Here is a 15749-nt window from a genome sequence, read left to right as displayed (position 1 = left end):
ATGGCCCGGCGCTACCGGAACCGCGTGGGGGTAGCGCCGGGCCATGCCCGGCGAGCGTCCCGCGCGGCAGAGCTTACAGCCCGTAGCGCTCGATCACGTCCAGGTGCGGCTGTCGATCCTGGTCACAGGCCTCGGCCAGGCGCAGCCAGCAATGCGGATGTGGCCACGCCGCGGTTTCCTGCTGCAGGAAGCGATGCAGTGCCAGCGGCGCATGATCCTGCGGCTGCGCAACGGTGAACAGCACACCCGGCAGGGTGCCCTCTTCCACGGCCGGATCGGTCACGGTGTAGTCCGCGCGGCTGTGCGACCACACCTGCCAGCCCTGCGCCTCGGCAGCTTCGACAAAGGCATTCCAGGCCTCTTCGCCCGGGTGCGCGCCATCGATCAGCCAGCTGCGGGCGAAGCCGCCGCGTTCCAGAACATGCACCTGCGCATAGGTCGGGATGAAGTGCTCGCGGGCCTCTTCCTCCTCCGGCGCCGGGTGCACCAGCGCGGCGTCGAACACCACCCAGTCGCCGACCTGCTGGGCACGGTTGGCCGGTGCGTTCTCGACGATGCGTGCGGTCACCGGGCCACTGCGGCGGGCGTAGTACTCCATCGGCTCGCCATTCTCTTCGCTGCGGATGATCACCCAGCCCCACGGTTCTTCGACCACACCCTCCTGGCTGGACAGCTCCATGCCGATCGCCGCCGCCGAGCGACGCACCGCGTCCCAATCCCGCGCCGCGCTGGCGGCGCTCATGTGGTCCCAGTGCGCGGCGTTGGGTTCTTCCAGCAGCTCCACCAGCTGCGCATAGCAGGCCTGTGCTTCGCTGAAGCGGCCGGTTTCCATGTACATGCGCGCCAGCGTGCCACGCGCACCGTGCGAACCTGGCGAGGCGGCCAGCAGCGCCTGCGCGGCCTGCTCCAGCGCCGGCCAGTCGGAAACGCGACGAGCGCGCTGCACTTCGCACCAGTGCGCGAACACCGGCACGCTGCCGCGGTAGGTATCCGCCAGCTGGCGCAGGCCGTCGTCGTCGCCCTGCTCGGTCAGCCAGCGCATCAGCGTGTAGGCAGCCGGGCCATCATCCTGAGCGTGTGTGCGCACGAATCGCCACAGCAATGCGCGCGCTTCCGCCTGTGCACCACAGGCGCTCAACGCGGAAGCGGCCATCTCGGCCAGTGCCTCATCATCCGGCAGCTGCGCCTGTGCCTGCAGCAGCCACTGCGCCTCGCGCTCAGGATCACGCGACTGGTTCTGCTCGCCCTGCTCGTTCAGCCATGCCAGCAGTTCAGCGGCCGGCACCGGCAGAGGTGCGACATCCGGCAAGGCATCGATGCGAGCGGCCAGGCCGGCCACCAGCGCTGCGGCGCCGCGGTCCTGGCGCAGCTGCGTCAGATGGTTACGCGCCAGCTCCAGCTGGCGCTGTGCCACCCAGCGTGCACCGCGCTGCAGGGCCAGCTCCAGGCTCAGCGCGGCCACTTCGATCAGCAGACGGTGCGAGCCGACCTTCGCGAAGTGCTCGATGATGGTGGTGTAGCGCGTGCCCAGGTCCCAGGTGTTGCGCGACGGATCACGCTGGCACAGCGCGGCAGCCGTGTTGGCCCACAGCCGCCAATAGGTCGGGGTCAGTTCGTTCCACGGCACCAGCTGCTGCAGCGCTTCTTCGTCGCGGCCGAGCTGCGCCAGCGCCCAGGCCTTGGACAGGCGGCGCGGCACCGTGCAGTTGGCCGGCTCGTACTCGCCGGACGCGGCGACTTCGGCCTCACGCTTCTCGATCAGCGCCAGCGCCTCTTCGGCGCGGCCCATGCCGAGCAGGATCTTGATCTGCATCTCCGGGAAGCTGTCGAACACTTCCTTGCCACAGGCCTCGATCGCGCCGGACTGCACCTGCAGGTAATCCAGCGCATCCTGGCCGCGGCCATCGTCGAGCAGTGCATCGGCCTTCTCGCAGCTCAGGCACTGGAAGCAGGCCCAGCTTGGATCGATGCGAGCCAGCGTTTCATCGCAGACCTCGATGCGCTCGGGCACCCAGCCCGGGCCATCGATGTTGCCGTAGCAGGCCGCCAGATCCTGGGTCACGCAGATCGACTGCGGGCACTCCAGCGTGTCCTCACGATGCGCGCGTTCGAACAGCGCCACGGCTTCGCCCAGCGCGCTCTCGCCTTCGACGCGGTTGCCGACGCGGTTGCGCAGCGCCCAGTGGCCGACGTAGACGTCGACCCACGGGTTGTCGAGCGCCTTGCCCAGCGCACGCGCCTCGGGCAGCAGTGCGTCGACGCGGTCGACGCGCAGCTCGCTCACCTCGTCGGCGAGGCGGTTCAGCAGGTGCGCGTTCTGCGCCTGGCCTGCCTGGCGCAGGTCACCCTGCAGTTTTTCGACCCAGTTCCAGATGTCCATGGGGTAAGTGCTCCTGTCTAGCGAAGGCTGGATGAGAGGGGGCGGTGCTCAGCGCAGCATCTGCTGCAGGGCACCGGCGATATCGGTGAACGCGCCGTTGAGATCCGGGCCGGGCGTAGCAGTCGCACGGGCCAGCGGACGGCCCTGCGCGGCGACGATGATCTTCAGCGAACGCAGCAGGCGTGCTGCGGCTTCGGCCTGCGGGTGCCCGTCGCGTTGGGCGCGCAACAGCGCCTGCACGGCCGGATTGTCGAGGTTGAGGTACAGCCGCGACGGCGCACGCGATTCGATGCGTGCGGTGAACTGCCGGGCCAGGCGCAGCGCCGCCATTGAAACGCGCTTGTCGTTCTCGTCGTCTTCCAGGCGCTGCTTCAGTTCGGCCTCGCGGTCGGGCACCACCACCACCGGCAATGCCTCCGGGCTGAAGCGTGCCGGCAGCAGCTGTTCACCATCGCCGAGCTGCTCACGCAGCCATGCCAGCTGCGCCTCGTCGAGGCTGTCGTCAGTGCGGAACAGCGCGCGGTTGCCCTGCTCTGTGCCGAGCTCGACCAGGCGCAGGCCCTTGGCCTGGGCCCAGCGGCGCAGGAACGGCACCACCGCATAGCGATGGCCGTGCGCCACCGGCACGCCCATCGCACGGAACAGCATTTCCTCGAAGCCGCCGCCATTGTCGAGGATCACATGCACGGCACCGCGCGCCGGCAACGCACTGGCTGGCAGGTCGCCCTGCGAAGTCGGCACGCGCACGTGTTCCAGCAGCAGGTCGAACAGGCGGTCATCGCACAGCGCTGCGCCCAGCAAGGCCTCATTGTGGCGCGTGAGAACGCGTCGCCAGGCTTCCGGCTGCTGCCGCGCGACGTCGGCCAGGCCATCGATCAGCGCTTCCAGCAGTGCATGCTGCACGGCGCGGTACTGGTCGTCGCGCTGCAGGTCTTCGCGGCTGGCGGTAGGCGTGAGACGCGAGGATTCGATCACCCCGCCGATGAAACCGGCCCAGGGCGGCAGCAGGTCGCGCGCATCGTCGTCCAGCAGCATGCCGCGCACGAACACCGACAGGTTGCGGTTGTCGCTGGTGCCGTAGGTAGCACCGTCCTGCACCCACAGCAGGCCGGTGGCATCGCTGTTGCCATCCGCGCGCAACGGCACGGTGACGATCGGCTCGAAATCGTGCTCGAAGCGCGCAGCGAACTGCAGCGCCTGGCGACGCGCCTGCACCGGATGCACAGCGACGTCGCCCTGGCCACGCCACGGCGGCGGCTCGGGGTTGAGCGCCTCGGCCGCAGCACCGATGAAGATCGGCTCGGACAGCAGTGCGCAGTAGCGGCCCAGCACCTCGTGCAGGCGCGCCTCGTTGGCCAGCGGCAGGAAGTCCGGATGCAGCTCCAGTTCCACCTCGGTACCGACCGCCCGCGCCGGCACTTCACTGACGGTGTACTGCTCGGCGTTGCTGGACACGTACAGATGCCCCAGCTCCGGCGTCTGGTACGAGGTGGTACGCACGCTGACCCTGCGCGCCAGTACGAAGGCCGACAGGAAGCCGAGGCCGAACATGCCGATCAGGCCTTCGTCGTCCTCGCCGCCCTGGCGCAGGCCACGGGTGTAGCCGACGCCGACGGTGGCCAGGTAGTCGTGGATTTCCTGACGGGTCAGGCCGGCACCGGTATCGGTGATGCGCAGCACGCCGGCAGCGGCATCGACCTGCACCGAAATGCGCGAAGGCACTTCGATGCCCGGCTGTTCGATGCGACGGCGGATGATCGAGTCGTGCGCGTTCTGCACCAGCTCACGCAGCGCCACCACCGGGGTGGAGTACAGGTGCTTGCCCAGCACCGTCATCAGTCCATTGAGATCGACCCCGGCACGACGGATTTCGGCGTTGGGGGCGGTGAGCGCGGTGTCCTGCATGTAATCGTTTACTCCTGGGCACGGAAAGACGCCAGAGGGCGCCTTCGTCGAGCGGGAAAAACTAGCACAGTGAAGCTGACCGTTACTGCATTGGACACTTGTAGAGCCGAGCCGATGCTCGGCTGCTGTTCGACCACCCGTCGAGCATGGCTCGACGCTACAAAAAGCAGCCGAGCGTGGGCTCGGCTCTACAGGACGGGTGTTATGCCGCGTCGATCGCCTCGGACAGGCGTTCCACCGCAATCACTTCCATGCCCTTCACCGAACCGCCCTTGGGTGCGTTGGCCTTGGGCACGATGGCGCGCTTGAAACCATGGGTGGCGGCCTCGCGCAGGCGGTCCTCGCCATTGGGCACCGGGCGGATCTCGCCGGACAGGCCAACCTCGCCAAAGGCAATCGTCTTTTCCGCCAGCGGCCGGTCCTGCAGCGAGGACAGCACCGCCAGCAGCACCGGCAGGTCGGCCGCAGTCTCCTGTACGCGGATACCCCCGACCACATTGACGAACACGTCCTGGTCGCCGACCAGCACGCCACCATGACGGTGCAGCACGGCCAGCAGCATGGCCAGGCGGTTCTGCTCCAGGCCGACCGCGACACGGCGCGGGTTCGACAGCGGCGACGCATCCACCAGCGCCTGCACCTCCACCAGCAGCGGCCGGGTGCCCTCGCGGGTGACCATCACGCAGCTGCCGGGCTGGTGCGTGCTGCCACCGGACAGGAAGATCGCCGAAGGATTGGAGACTTCCTTCAGGCCCTTGTCGCCCATTGCGAACACGCCCAGCTCGTTCACCGCGCCGAAGCGGTTCTTGAACGCGCGCAGCAAACGGAAGCGGCTGCCACTCTCGCCTTCGAAATACAGCACCGCGTCGACCATATGCTCGAGCACGCGCGGGCCGGCGATGCCGCCCTCCTTGGTCACATGGCCGACCAGGAACACCGCGGTGCCGGTCTCCTTGGCAAAGCGCACCAAGCGCGCGGCGCTCTCGCGCACCTGGCTGACCGAACCCGGCGCGGCGGTCAGGCTCTCGGTCCACAAGGTCTGCACCGAATCGGCCACGATCAACCGTGGGCCGGCCCTGGAGGCATGCTGCAGGATCGACTCGACGCCGGTCTCGGCCAGCGCGTTGACGCCATCCAGTGGCAGTTCCAGCCGGTGCGCGCGGCCGGCCACCTGCGCCAGCGACTCTTCGCCGGTGACGTACAGCACCGGCAGCTCCGCCGCCATCTTCGCCACTGCCTGCAGCAGCAGGGTGGACTTGCCGATGCCCGGGTCGCCGCCGACCAGCACCACCGCGCCCTCGACCAGACCGCCGCCCAGCACGCGGTCGAACTCGCCGATGCCGGTGCTGACCCGGCGGTGCTCGGTCTGCTCCACGTCCTTCAGTGCGGTGATCTTCGGCGGATCGATCTTGCCCGCCCAACCCGCCCGCCGCGACGCCGGCGCCTTGGCCGCCGCCGCGCTCTCCAGCACGATTTCCGACAGCGAGTTCCAGGCATTGCACTCGGTGCACTGGCCCTGCCACTTGCTGAATTCGGCGCCGCATTCATTGCAGACGTAGGCGGTGCGGGCTTTTGCCATTGGATGATTTCCAGCAACGGGAACAGGCGTGGCAGGATAGCCGAGCCGGGTCGCAGGTGCTGCGACCGCTCAAGTCCCGCCCACCCGCGCCGATAGGGGTCGCGGGCGTGCGCCTTGCGGGCGCCCCTCCCTCCCCCACTGGATTCAACATGACTGGCAGTTACAGTCAGAGCCTGGTCATCATCTCCCTGCTGGTGGCCATCCTTGCTTCGTACACGGCGCTGGACATGGCCGGACGCCTGGCCACGGCCGAGGGGCGCGTGGCCCGCTGGTGGCTGGCCGGGGGCGCGGCGGCAATGGGCCTGGGCATCTGGTCGATGCACTTCATCGGCATGCTCGCCTTCGACCTGCCGATCCCGGTCGGCTACGACCTCGGCATCACCCTGTATTCGCTGGCGGTCTCGATCGGCGCTTCGGCCTACGCACTGTGGCTGGTGTCGCGCCCCAGCCTGCCCTGGCGCCGGCTGCTGGCCGGCGCCGTACTGATGGGGCTGGGCATCGCCACCATGCACTACCTGGGCATGGCCGCGATGCGCATGCAGCCGGGCATCGACTACCACCCCGGCTGGTTCGCCGCCTCGATCGCGGTAGCCATCGGTGCCGCCGGTGCGGCGCTGTGGATTGCCTTCCGCCTGCGCACCGAACAGCGCAACACCATCCTCCTGCGCGCGCTGGCGTCGCTGGTGATGGGGCTGGCCATCGTCGGCATGCACTACACCGGCATGGCGGCCGCGCGTTTCCCCGAAGGCAGCATCTGCGGCGCGGTCGGCAGTGGCGGCATCGATACGCGCTGGCTGGCAGTGCTGGTGATCGTCACCACGGTGGCGACCCTGGGCATCGCCCTGGTGGCCTCGCTGTTCGACCGGCAGATGCGCGTGCGCACCGGGCTGCTGGCCGACTCGCTGGCGCACGCCAACGACAAGCTGATCCAGGCTGCGCTGCATGACCCGCTGACCCAGCTGCCCAACCGCATGCTGCTGCAGGACCGCATCGAGCAGGCCATCGAGAAGGCCCGCCGCCGCAACCACGCGGTGGCGGTGATGTTCTGCGACCTGGACGGCTTCAAGGCGGTCAATGATGCCTATGGCCACCAGCTCGGTGACCGCCTTCTGGTGGCGGTGGCACAGCGCATCGGCGGGCTGCTGCGCCCGCAGGACACCTTCGCCCGCCTCGGCGGCGACGAGTTCGTGATCGTGCTGGCCATCGATATTCCCGACGATGCCGTGGTCGTGGCCGAGCGCATCATCGCTGCCGCGGGCGAGCCGTTCACCCTGGACGCGGCCGAACTGCAGGTCAGCGCCAGCCTCGGCATCGCCCTGTATCCGGATGATGCCGGCAACGAACGCGAGCTGATGGCACACGCCGATGCGGCGATGTACCACACCAAGGAAACCGGCCGGAACGGCTATACCTTCTTTACGCCGTCGATGCAGCTGAGCGCCAACCGCCAGCTGCGCCTGCTGCAGGACCTGCGCAAGGCGATCACGCGCAACGAACTGGTGCTGCATTACCAGCCCAAATTCCCCGCGGCGGGTGCACCGGCCACCGGCGCCGAGGCCCTGCTGCGCTGGCAGCACCCGGAGCTGGGCCTGCTGGCACCGGATGTGTTCATTCCCATCGCCGAACGCAGTGGCCTGATCCTGCCGATCGGCGACTGGGTACTGGACCGCGCCTGCGCGCAGCTGCGCGCGTGGCACGATGCCGGACATGCCGAATGGTCGATGGCGGTGAACCTGTCGCCACTGCAGTTCTCCTCGCCGGCCCTGTTGGACAGCGTGCGCGAGGCACTGGAGCGGCACCGCATCGAACCGGCGTGCCTGACACTGGAGATCACCGAAACCACCGCGATGAAGGACGTTGACGCCAGCCTGGCGATCCTCAACGACCTGACCGCGATGGGCGTGCACATCGCCATCGATGATTTCGGCACCGGTTATTCCAGCCTGCTGTATCTCAAGCGCATGCCCGCCACCGAACTGAAGATCGACCGCGCGTTCGTGCACGACCTGGAGTGCAATGCCGAGGACGCCGCCATCGTCTCATCGATCATCGCGCTGGGCCGCACCCTGCAGCTGCAGGTGGTGGCCGAAGGCGTGGAAACCCAGGCACAGCGCGAGTACCTGAGCGAGCTGGGCTGCGACCAGCTGCAGGGCTACCACCTGGGCCGGCCGATGGACGCCGACGAGTTCCTGCGCAAGGTCGGTTGAGAGGCAACCGCATCCACGCATGGCGTGGATCTACTGTGCGGGGCCCTCGCGGTGACTGGTAGATCCACGCCATGCGTGGATGCGTTCCCCGCGATCGCGCAACAAACAGAAAGGCCGCCCGAGGGCGGCCTTTCTGCGTGGCAACGTCGCGAAGACGTCAGTGCATCATGTGCACGTTCATGTTGTGCATGACCCACAGGGTGCCGACCACGATGATGCCGATCACCACCACGGTGAAGGCCGCAGCGTTGACGTTCCAGCGGCTTTCCGAGGAGCGGTCCAGGTGCAGGAAGAACACCAGGTGGACCAGCATCTGCAGCACCGCGGTGATGGCGATGACCACACCGTTGACGGTGCGCGAGAAATCGCCCGACATCACCATCCAGAACGGGATGACGGTCAGCACCACCGCCAGCACGAAGCCGATCAGGTACGACTTCACGGTGCCATGGCTTTCGCCGCCGGTGCCGTGGTCGTGTGCATGGTTGTCATGTGCCATTACAGGGCTCCATTGAGGTAGACGACGGAGAACACACCGATCCAGATCAGGTCCAGGAAGTGCCAGAACAGGCTCAGGCACGCCATGCGGGTCTTGTTGGTCGGGGTCAGGCCGTACTTCTTCAGCTGCACGAACATCACCAGCAGCCACAGCAGGCCGGCGCTGACGTGCAGGCCGTGGGTACCGACCAGGGCGAAGAACGCCGACAGGAAGGCACTGCGGTCCGGACCGTAGCCCTGGTGGATCAGGTGCTGGAACTCCCACACTTCCATGCACATGAAGCCGAAGCCCAGCAGCCAGGTGATGCCCAGCCACAGGTACATCTGGCCCATCTGCTTGCGGTGCATGGCAATCATGCCCAGGCCGAACGTCAGCGAGGAGGTCAGCAGCAGCGCGGTTTCCCACGCCACGAACGGCAGCTCGAACAGGTCCTTCGCGCCGGGGCCACCATCGGTACCGCCGGACAGCACCACGTAGGTGGCGAACAGCGAGGCGAAGATGAGGCAGTCGCTCATCAGGTACACCCAGAAACCGAAGACGGTGTTGCCGCCGGTGTCGTGGTGCTCGTGGTCGTCATGGCCGTGGGCCGCCGCATGCGCGGCGTGCCCGTGGCTCAGGGTCGAGGTATTGGTGCTCATGCCTTCAGCTCCGACTTCACCAGGCCCTGGTTTTCCAGGTGCTTGCGGTGTTCGTTCTCGATGCGTTCCACCTCGGCGGCCGGGACCCAGTAGTCCACGTCCTGGTCGAAGGTGCGGTAGATGAACGTGGCGATCATGCCGACGAAACCGACGATGGCCAGCCACCAGATGTGCCAGATCATCGCGAAGCCGAACACCAGGCTGAAGGCACCGATGACAACGCCCGTGCCGGTGTTGCGCGGCATGTGGATGTCGGTGTACTTGGCCGGCTTCGGCCAGGCTTCACCACGCTGCTTGCGCTCCCAGAAATCGTCCAGCTCGGTGACTTCCGGCAGCGTGCCGAAGTTGTAGAAGGCCGGCGGCGAAGAGGTTTCCCACTCCAGCGTACGGGCATCCCACGGGTCGCCGGTCAGGTCGACGGTCTTCTTGCGGTCGCGGATCGACACAGCCACCTGGATGATCTGGCACAGAATGCCGGCACCCACGATGAAGGCACCTGCGGCAGCCACCAGCAGCAGCGGCTCGTAGGCAGGGTTGACGGTGCTCTGCAGGCGACGGGTCATGCCCATGAAGCCCAGCACGTACATCGGCATGAAGGTCACGTAGAAGCCGATGAACCAGCACCAGAACGCGCACTTGCCCCAGAACTCGTTCAGGCGGAAGCCAAACATCTTCGGCCACCAGTAGGTGATGCCGGCGAACATGCCGAACACCACGCCGCCGATGATGACGTTGTGGAAGTGGGCGATCAGGAACAGGCTGTTGTGCAGCACGAAGTCGATGGCCGGGATCGCCAGCATCACGCCGGTCATGCCGCCGATGGTGAAGGTGACCATGAAGCCGATGGTCCACAGCACGGGCGTGGTGAACTGCACGCGACCGCGGAACATGGTGAACAGCCAGTTGAAGATCTTCACGCCGGTCGGGATCGAGATGATCATCGTCGTGATGCCGAAGAAGGCATTGACGTTGGCACCCGAACCCATGGTGAAGAAGTGGTGCAGCCACACGATGAACGACAGCACGCCGATGCAGGCGGTGGCGTAGACCATGCCCTTGTAGCCGAACAGCGCCTTGCGCGAGAAGGTCGCGATGACTTCGGAGAACACACCGAACGCCGGCAGGACCAGGATGTACACCTCCGGGTGACCCCAGATCCAGATCAGGTTGATGTACAGCATGGCGTTGCCGCCACCGTCATTGGTGAAGAAGTGCGTACCCAGGTAACGGTCCAGGGTCAGCAGCACCAGGGTGATGGTCAGCACCGGGAAGGCGGCGACGATCAGCACGTTGGTCACCAGGGCGGTCCAGGTGAACACCGGCATCTGCATCAGCTTCATGCTGGGGGTACGCATCTTCAGGATGGTGATGAAGAAGTTGATACCGCTCAGCGTGGTACCCAGGCCTGCGACCTGTAGACCCCAGATGTAGTAGTCCATGCCGACGCTTGGACTGTATTCGATGCCCGACAACGGCGGGAACGCCAGCCAGCCGGTAGCAGCGAACTCACCGATCCACAGCGACAGCATGATCAGCACCGCGCCGGACACGAACAGCCAGAAGCTGAGCGAGTTGACGAACGGGAACGCGACGTCGCGCGCACCGATCTGCAGCGGCACGGCCAGGTTCATCAGGCCGGTGATCAGCGGCATCGCCACGAAGAAGATCATGATCACGCCGTGGGCGGTGAAGATCTGGTCGTAGTGGTGCGGCGGCAGGTAACCCTCGGACCCGCCGACGGCGAGCGCCTGCTGGGTACGCATCATGATGGCGTCGGAGAAGCCGCGCAGCAGCATGACGAAGGCGACGATGAGGTACATCACGCCGATCTTCTTGTGGTCCACCGAGGTGAACCACTCCTTCCACAGATAGCCCCACAGCTTGAACTTGGTGATCAGGGCCATGACGCCCAGGCCACCCAGCACCGCGCCGACCAGGGTGGTCAGCACGATCGGATCGTGGGGGATCGACTCAAGAGAGAGTTTTCCCAACATGTTCATTCTCCCGAACCCGCGTGGCCGGCGTGACCGGCGGCGGCGTGCTCGTCAGCAGTATGTCCGGCGTGTTCGGCCGGAGCGGCAGCGGCGTCGGCGTGGCCTTCGTGGCCCTCGTGACCCGCATGGGCGTCGTGGCCTTCGGCAGCGGCACCATCGGCCGGGGCCTTGTGCTCGTGCTTCATGCCGTAGTGCTTGTTGTCGCCCATGTGCTTGGCGATGACCCAGTCGAACAGGCCTTCTTCGGTCTTGCCGAAGTAGGTGACCGGATACCACTCGGCGTTGCGTGCTTCACCCAGGGCCTTGAACGAGGTCTTGTCCAGGGTCTGCTCGCCGGCACGGACCTGGTCCAGCCACTGGCGGTATTCGGCATCGGTGACCGAGTAGGCAGTGAAGTGCATCTTGGCGAAGCCCGCGCCGCTGTAGTGCGAGGACATGCCCGGGAATTCACCGGTCTCGTTGGCGATCAGGTGGAGCTTGGTCTCCATCGCAGCCATCGAGTAGATCATGCTGCCCAGGTGCGGGATGAAGAAGGCATTCATCACCGAATCGGACGTGATCTTGAAGTTCAGCGGCGTGTTGACCGGGAACTTGATTTCGTTGACGACCGCCACCTTCTCTTCCGGATAGATGAACAGCCACTTCCAGTCCAGCGAGATCGCCTCGATGGTGACCGGCTTGACGTCCGATTCCAGCGGCTTGTACGGGTCCAGCGCGTGCGACGAACGCCAGGTCAGGACCGCCAGCACCAGCACGATCATGCAGGGAATGGACCACACCACCACCTCGATCGCCGTCGAGTGGGACCACTTCGGCTCGTAACGGGCCTTGGTGTTGGAGGCGCGATACTTCCACGCGAAGGTCAGGGTCATGATGATGACCGGGATGACGACCAGCAGCATGAGCACGGTGGCCGTGATCAGCAGGGTCTTCTCATCCTGGCCGATCTGGCCCTTCGGACTGAGGATGGCCACGGCATCGCAGCCGGTGAGCATCACCAGCAACGACAGCAGCAGGCCCGGGCGCAACCAGCGCCCAAGGGTTTTCAACGGAATCATCGGTCGATCCAATTGCGAGGGAATGCCGTTCCCCGTCCTGCCTGTTCCGGCAAAAGCCGGTCCCGCCGGTCCGGAAGACAGGCAGGGAGGTGGGGTCGAGTCAGCCTTTCAATTTTAGGCCGTCACCCACCATTTAAGAAAGGCATTGACAATGATCAGGCGCAGGAAAGGCCCGTTTCAGGCTGCGACACGTTGTCGCAGTGCGCGGGCATGACGCGCGCATGACCCAGGGCGGCATTCCGGCCCCGGACGTTCGCGGGTCGTTCGCCCTCGTTCGGCAAAGTCACCTGAACCGGTTCAGGCGTGCTGAGCGGTGCCTGGCATGGGATGCTCGGCGCAGGAGGAAGCCCCCGATGGACAAGATCGACTTCAAGAAGCGCGACCGGGCGCTCTATCAACCGCCCGCCGGCCAGTTCGTACCGGTCGATGTACCGCCCCTGCCCTACCTGATGGTCGATGGTCGCGGCGACCCGAACACCGCCCCGGCCTACCTGCAGGCGGTGCAATGGCTGTACTCGGTGAGCTATGCACTGAAGTTCGCATTGAAGGCCGGGGGCCAGGACTATGTGGTGCCGCCGTTGGAAGCGCTTTGGACCGCCGAGGATCCGTCGAGCTTTGTGGCACGCCGCAAGGATGAGTGGAGGTGGACGGTGATGATCCGCACGCCGGACGGGATCAGTCCAGCGCAGTTGGAGGCTGCCATTGCCAAGGCGGCGAAGAAACTGGGCGACGTTCCGGCCAGCCTTCGCCACGAAATTCTCGAAGAAGGCCTCTGCCTGCAGACGCTTCACGTAGGCGCCTACGATGACGAGGGTCCGGCCCTGGCCCATCTGCACGATGAACTGATGCCCTCTCTGGGGTATGCCTTTGCCGGCCCCCACCATGAGATCTACCTGAGCGACCCGCGCAGGACCGAAGCCGCTCGATTGAAGACAGTGCTGCGGCAGCCCGTCCGCGCGGAATGACCGCCTGCATGCACCGCTCTGACAAGGACCCGTAGATTCATGCCCTTGATTGATCGTTTACTGCGCTGGACCACCCTGCCGACCAGCCGTCGGGCCTTTGCGCTGCTGTGCAGCGTGTTGCTGCTTGTACTGGCCTGCAATCCCGACCTGCTGCCGCTGCTGTCGCTGGTCGATGCACTGGGGCTGGATGTGGTGGTGTTGCTGCTGGCTGCACAGGTAACGGCGGTACTGCCCTGGTTGCGGGAACGCGCCGGGCGATGGGTCCGGCTGGCCATGCGGATCGCGGCCGGGGTGCTGGCCGGGGTGATCGGTGGCTTTCTGCGGCAACTGATGATGCTCGTGCTCATCAGATCCGGCACGTACTGCGCTATATATAGGGTTTGATCACCCGGGCCTGCAGGGAAGACATGAAACAGCTCGCTATCACGCTCGGTGCACTGCTGCTGTCCGGCAGCGCATGGGCCGATACACACCAGACCGGAAAAATCACCAAGCTGGTTGTCGAATCCACGTTCGTTTCCGTATGGCTGGAAGGCCAGCCCACCAACAACGAGTGTGTTTCCGCCGGGCGCTGGGTAATCGATCTGTCCAGCGACAAATCCGGACGGGAAAAATACGCGGCCATCCTGTCGGCGGCGTCATCGCGGACACCGATCGGCTTCCACGCTCTAACCAGCGAAGGATGCGGCGTGTTCGGAGCAAAGAAGGTCTACTACTTCGATCTTGCTTTTTGAGGCAGATCTCCCCCCACTCGCGTTGCCCCTCGCCTCCATGGCGGGGATTGCCAACGCCTTCCATGGCCTGACCGGGCTCAATCAATCCAGACGCTGGAAGTCGAATGTGACCTTCCTGGTGCAGCGAGATGGGACCGGCGGGAAACGCCATTTCACCACGGCAATCAGGGCTGCGCGCTCATAGGCCGCATTGTCGACCCTTCCCCGATCCAGCCCTTCAAGCTGGGCCCCCGTGATGACCGGATTCGTCACCCGTCCATCCTCTTCAACGACCACCGTCGCCACAACAGAGCCGCGCACCTGCATTTCTGTCATGGCGGGAACGACCGGCGCAATGGACTCCACCGGACGGCTGGCATCCTTGCAAGGCCCTGGGAGCTCCTCGCCGGCGCGACATGAGGCACTGGACAAGGCCAACGCAATCAGCAGAACACGGTTCATTCAACACCCTCGATTGCTGGTGGGGGAGCAGACATTGACCGTGCCGTTCGTGTCGCTGTAGCTTTTCCGGGCAGGTTCCCCCAGCTCACGCGCGGCCCGGGTCTCCACCCCCGTAGCCCGCGCCTCTTCCGAAGATACGCCGACTCGGATCTGCATCACGCCGTTGCTCTCCGAGTTGGACTGTGGCGCAACAAGCGAAGCCTGGAATGCGGACAATCCAACCCGATCATGCTGGGCAGCATGGCTCACCTCGTGACCGCCCCCCAGAGCAGGGGACTGGATCTCCCCGGAGGATTTGATGCGAAGTCCAGAGGTGACATCAATACTGATGGTTCTTTCATTCTCGTCATATCCAAAATCACCATTGCGATTGAACTGTATGGTGTAGGTCTCATCGGACAGGAGAATCTGCTTCAGTTCAGAGCTGATGGTTTCTGACTTCATCCAATGATTGAGCACGGCAGCACCATCGCGCAGCGTCGCTCCGCCTTCAAATGCGTACTTGACGATTCGCCCGTCCGGATCCGTGAACTTGTAAGGATTCCCATTGGCATACCGGTATCGGTTGAACTGCCCGACAGGCTGCTCATGTGCCGTCACCGGATCCACCGACAGGAACACCCCCAACTGCGGATCCATGTACCGCTGCTGCATGTAGCTGAGGCCCGTGGCCGAGTCGCTCACATGACCGGTGTAGCCCGGCCCATCCGCAACCTGGCCACCTACCAAAGCGCCATAGGGCTCATAGTCGTTGCGCTTGATCACATTGCCGTTGACATCGCTCTCAGCCACGACCGAGCCCAGGGCGTCAGTGTGGATGTACGTCACCGTGGTCTGGGCGATTGCGGTTGGTGACAGGCCAAGGCCCATCAGCAGCACGCAGCACAGCCAGGCGCCCATTGCGCCGAGCTTCCGAATTCGATTCTCGAATTTCCTGAGGCGGTTGGACACACCGCCTGCAGTTCCCCCGAACCTGCGCATCCCTGCAATTCCTGAAAGAGCCTCGAAGCAAGGCTGTGCATTCATAGCACAGGAATGGCCGGCTTCGGTTGCCAGGTCAGGAACTGTGCGAGGAGCTAAGCGCCTGGGAAGCCGGCGTGGCTGGCAGGCCGCGAGGTTCGGAAATTAGGGCTGCCAGCCATGGGCTGGCACTACTGGTTGCCGGCCAGCGGCCGGCACTACCAGAGCACAAAAAAAGCCCCGACCAAGGCCGGGGCTTTTCATGCAACTGGTGCCGGAAACAGGAGTCGAACCTGCGACCTACGCATTACGAATGCGCCGCTCTACCAACTGAGCTATTCCGGCGGAGCCCGCGATTTTACGGGTTGGGCGCCCCGGCGGTCAATCCA

General features: G+C 65.4%; 13 protein-coding genes and 1 tRNA gene. 4 read left to right on the top strand and 10 right to left on the bottom strand.

Going from position 1 to position 15749, the window contains the following annotated elements:
• Window positions 1-73: 73 nt before the first annotated feature.
• The 3 genes from QP552_RS06030 to radA all read right to left on the bottom strand — a co-directional run bounded on the left by QP552_RS06030 (window position 74) and on the right by radA (window position 5864).
• Window positions 74-2380 carry a tetratricopeptide repeat protein gene (locus tag QP552_RS06030; protein ID WP_286075314.1) on the bottom strand — a complete coding sequence of 769 codons (2307 nt, stop codon included), beginning with the start codon at window positions 2378-2380 and terminating at the stop codon, window positions 74-76.
• 48 nt (window positions 2381-2428) lie between these two features.
• Window positions 2429-4285 (bottom strand): ATP-binding protein, encoded by a 1857-nt coding sequence (locus tag QP552_RS06025; RefSeq protein WP_106549511.1) that lies wholly within the window; start codon window positions 4283-4285, stop codon window positions 2429-2431.
• A 202-nt stretch (window positions 4286-4487) separates the two neighbouring features.
• Window positions 4488-5864 (bottom strand): DNA repair protein RadA, encoded by a 1377-nt coding sequence (gene radA, locus QP552_RS06020; RefSeq protein WP_005408586.1) that lies wholly within the window; start codon window positions 5862-5864, stop codon window positions 4488-4490.
• 149 nt (window positions 5865-6013) lie between these two features.
• On the opposite strand from radA, the gene QP552_RS06015 reads away from it, so the two are divergent.
• Window positions 6014-8071: a bifunctional diguanylate cyclase/phosphodiesterase gene (locus tag QP552_RS06015; protein ID WP_286075313.1), complete on the top strand. Its 2058-nt coding sequence runs from the start codon at window positions 6014-6016 to the stop codon at window positions 8069-8071.
• Window positions 8072-8228: 157 nt separating this feature from the next.
• Here QP552_RS06015 and cyoD read toward each other — a convergent pair whose 3' ends face one another.
• The 4 genes from cyoD to cyoA are packed head-to-tail and all read right to left on the bottom strand — an operon-like array spanning window position 8229 to window position 12260.
• The gene (gene cyoD / locus QP552_RS06010; protein ID WP_005408584.1) at window positions 8229-8570 is read right to left on the bottom strand and encodes a cytochrome o ubiquinol oxidase subunit IV; all 342 of its coding nucleotides are present in this window, start codon (window positions 8568-8570) and stop codon (window positions 8229-8231) included.
• A complete protein-coding gene (gene cyoC, locus QP552_RS06005; RefSeq protein WP_286075312.1) occupies window positions 8570-9208 on the bottom strand; it encodes a cytochrome o ubiquinol oxidase subunit III in 639 nt (212 codons plus the stop codon). Before cyoC ends, cyoD begins: the two co-directional genes overlap by 1 nt.
• Window positions 9205-11202 (bottom strand): cytochrome o ubiquinol oxidase subunit I, encoded by a 1998-nt coding sequence (gene cyoB / locus QP552_RS06000; protein ID WP_111112462.1) that lies wholly within the window; start codon window positions 11200-11202, stop codon window positions 9205-9207. The genes cyoC and cyoB overlap by 4 nt, the downstream gene beginning before the upstream one ends.
• A gap of 2 nt (window positions 11203-11204) precedes the next feature.
• Window positions 11205-12260: a ubiquinol oxidase subunit II gene (gene cyoA, locus QP552_RS05995; RefSeq protein WP_111112461.1), complete on the bottom strand. Its 1056-nt coding sequence runs from the start codon at window positions 12258-12260 to the stop codon at window positions 11205-11207.
• A gap of 353 nt (window positions 12261-12613) precedes the next feature.
• On the opposite strand from cyoA, the gene QP552_RS05990 reads away from it, so the two are divergent.
• From QP552_RS05990 to QP552_RS05980, 3 genes are read left to right on the top strand one after another with little or no spacing between them, the layout of a single operon-like run.
• A complete protein-coding gene (locus tag QP552_RS05990) occupies window positions 12614-13225 on the top strand; it encodes a GyrI-like domain-containing protein (protein ID WP_106549447.1) in 612 nt (203 codons plus the stop codon).
• Window positions 13226-13264: 39 nt separating this feature from the next.
• Window positions 13265-13609: a hypothetical protein gene (locus tag QP552_RS05985; protein WP_111112459.1), complete on the top strand. Its 345-nt coding sequence runs from the start codon at window positions 13265-13267 to the stop codon at window positions 13607-13609.
• Window positions 13610-13632: 23 nt separating this feature from the next.
• Window positions 13633-13959 carry a hypothetical protein gene (locus QP552_RS05980; protein ID WP_286075311.1) on the top strand — a complete coding sequence of 109 codons (327 nt, stop codon included), beginning with the start codon at window positions 13633-13635 and terminating at the stop codon, window positions 13957-13959.
• Between the two features lie 81 nt (window positions 13960-14040).
• On the opposite strand, the gene QP552_RS05975 is transcribed toward QP552_RS05980, so the two are convergent.
• The 3 genes from QP552_RS05975 to QP552_RS05965 form a co-directional block, all read right to left on the bottom strand.
• On the bottom strand, window positions 14041-14400 hold the full coding sequence (locus QP552_RS05975) for a hypothetical protein (protein ID WP_286075310.1): 360 nt from the start codon (window positions 14398-14400) through the stop codon (window positions 14041-14043).
• Complete coding sequence (locus QP552_RS05970) at window positions 14401-15351, bottom strand: RHS repeat-associated core domain-containing protein (protein ID WP_286075309.1); 951 nt, start codon at window positions 15349-15351, stop codon at window positions 14401-14403.
• Window positions 15352-15629: 278 nt separating this feature from the next.
• Window positions 15630-15705 (bottom strand) — tRNA-Thr (locus QP552_RS05965).
• Window positions 15706-15749 lie beyond the last annotated feature (44 nt).

This window comes from Stenotrophomonas sp. 59 (assembly GCF_030291095.1).
GTDB lineage: Bacteria > Pseudomonadota > Gammaproteobacteria > Xanthomonadales > Xanthomonadaceae > Stenotrophomonas > Stenotrophomonas maltophilia_Q.
Note: the sequence above shows the minus strand (reverse complement) of the source record. Positions and strands in the feature narration are given on the sequence as shown.

Excerpts from the sequence above, each read along its gene's own strand:
- QP552_RS06030 (WP_286075314.1), bottom strand. The coding sequence starts at position 2,380 with ATGGACATCTGGAACTGGGTCGAAAAACTGCAGGGTGACCTGCGCCAG.
- QP552_RS06025 (WP_106549511.1), bottom strand. The coding sequence starts at position 4,285 with ATGCAGGACACCGCGCTCACCGCCCCCAACGCCGAAATCCGTCGTGCC.
- radA (WP_005408586.1), bottom strand. The coding sequence starts at position 5,864 with ATGGCAAAAGCCCGCACCGCCTACGTCTGCAATGAATGCGGCGCCGAA.
- QP552_RS06015 (WP_286075313.1), top strand. The coding sequence starts at position 6,014 with ATGACTGGCAGTTACAGTCAGAGCCTGGTCATCATCTCCCTGCTGGTG.
- cyoD (WP_005408584.1), bottom strand. The coding sequence starts at position 8,570 with ATGGCACATGACAACCATGCACACGACCACGGCACCGGCGGCGAAAGC.
- cyoC (WP_286075312.1), bottom strand. The coding sequence starts at position 9,208 with ATGAGCACCAATACCTCGACCCTGAGCCACGGGCACGCCGCGCATGCG.
- cyoB (WP_111112462.1), bottom strand. The coding sequence starts at position 11,202 with ATGTTGGGAAAACTCTCTCTTGAGTCGATCCCCCACGATCCGATCGTG.
- cyoA (WP_111112461.1), bottom strand. The coding sequence starts at position 12,260 with ATGATTCCGTTGAAAACCCTTGGGCGCTGGTTGCGCCCGGGCCTGCTG.
- QP552_RS05990 (WP_106549447.1), top strand. The coding sequence starts at position 12,614 with ATGGACAAGATCGACTTCAAGAAGCGCGACCGGGCGCTCTATCAACCG.
- QP552_RS05985 (WP_111112459.1), top strand. The coding sequence starts at position 13,265 with ATGCCCTTGATTGATCGTTTACTGCGCTGGACCACCCTGCCGACCAGC.
- QP552_RS05980 (WP_286075311.1), top strand. The coding sequence starts at position 13,633 with ATGAAACAGCTCGCTATCACGCTCGGTGCACTGCTGCTGTCCGGCAGC.
- QP552_RS05975 (WP_286075310.1), bottom strand. The coding sequence starts at position 14,400 with ATGAACCGTGTTCTGCTGATTGCGTTGGCCTTGTCCAGTGCCTCATGT.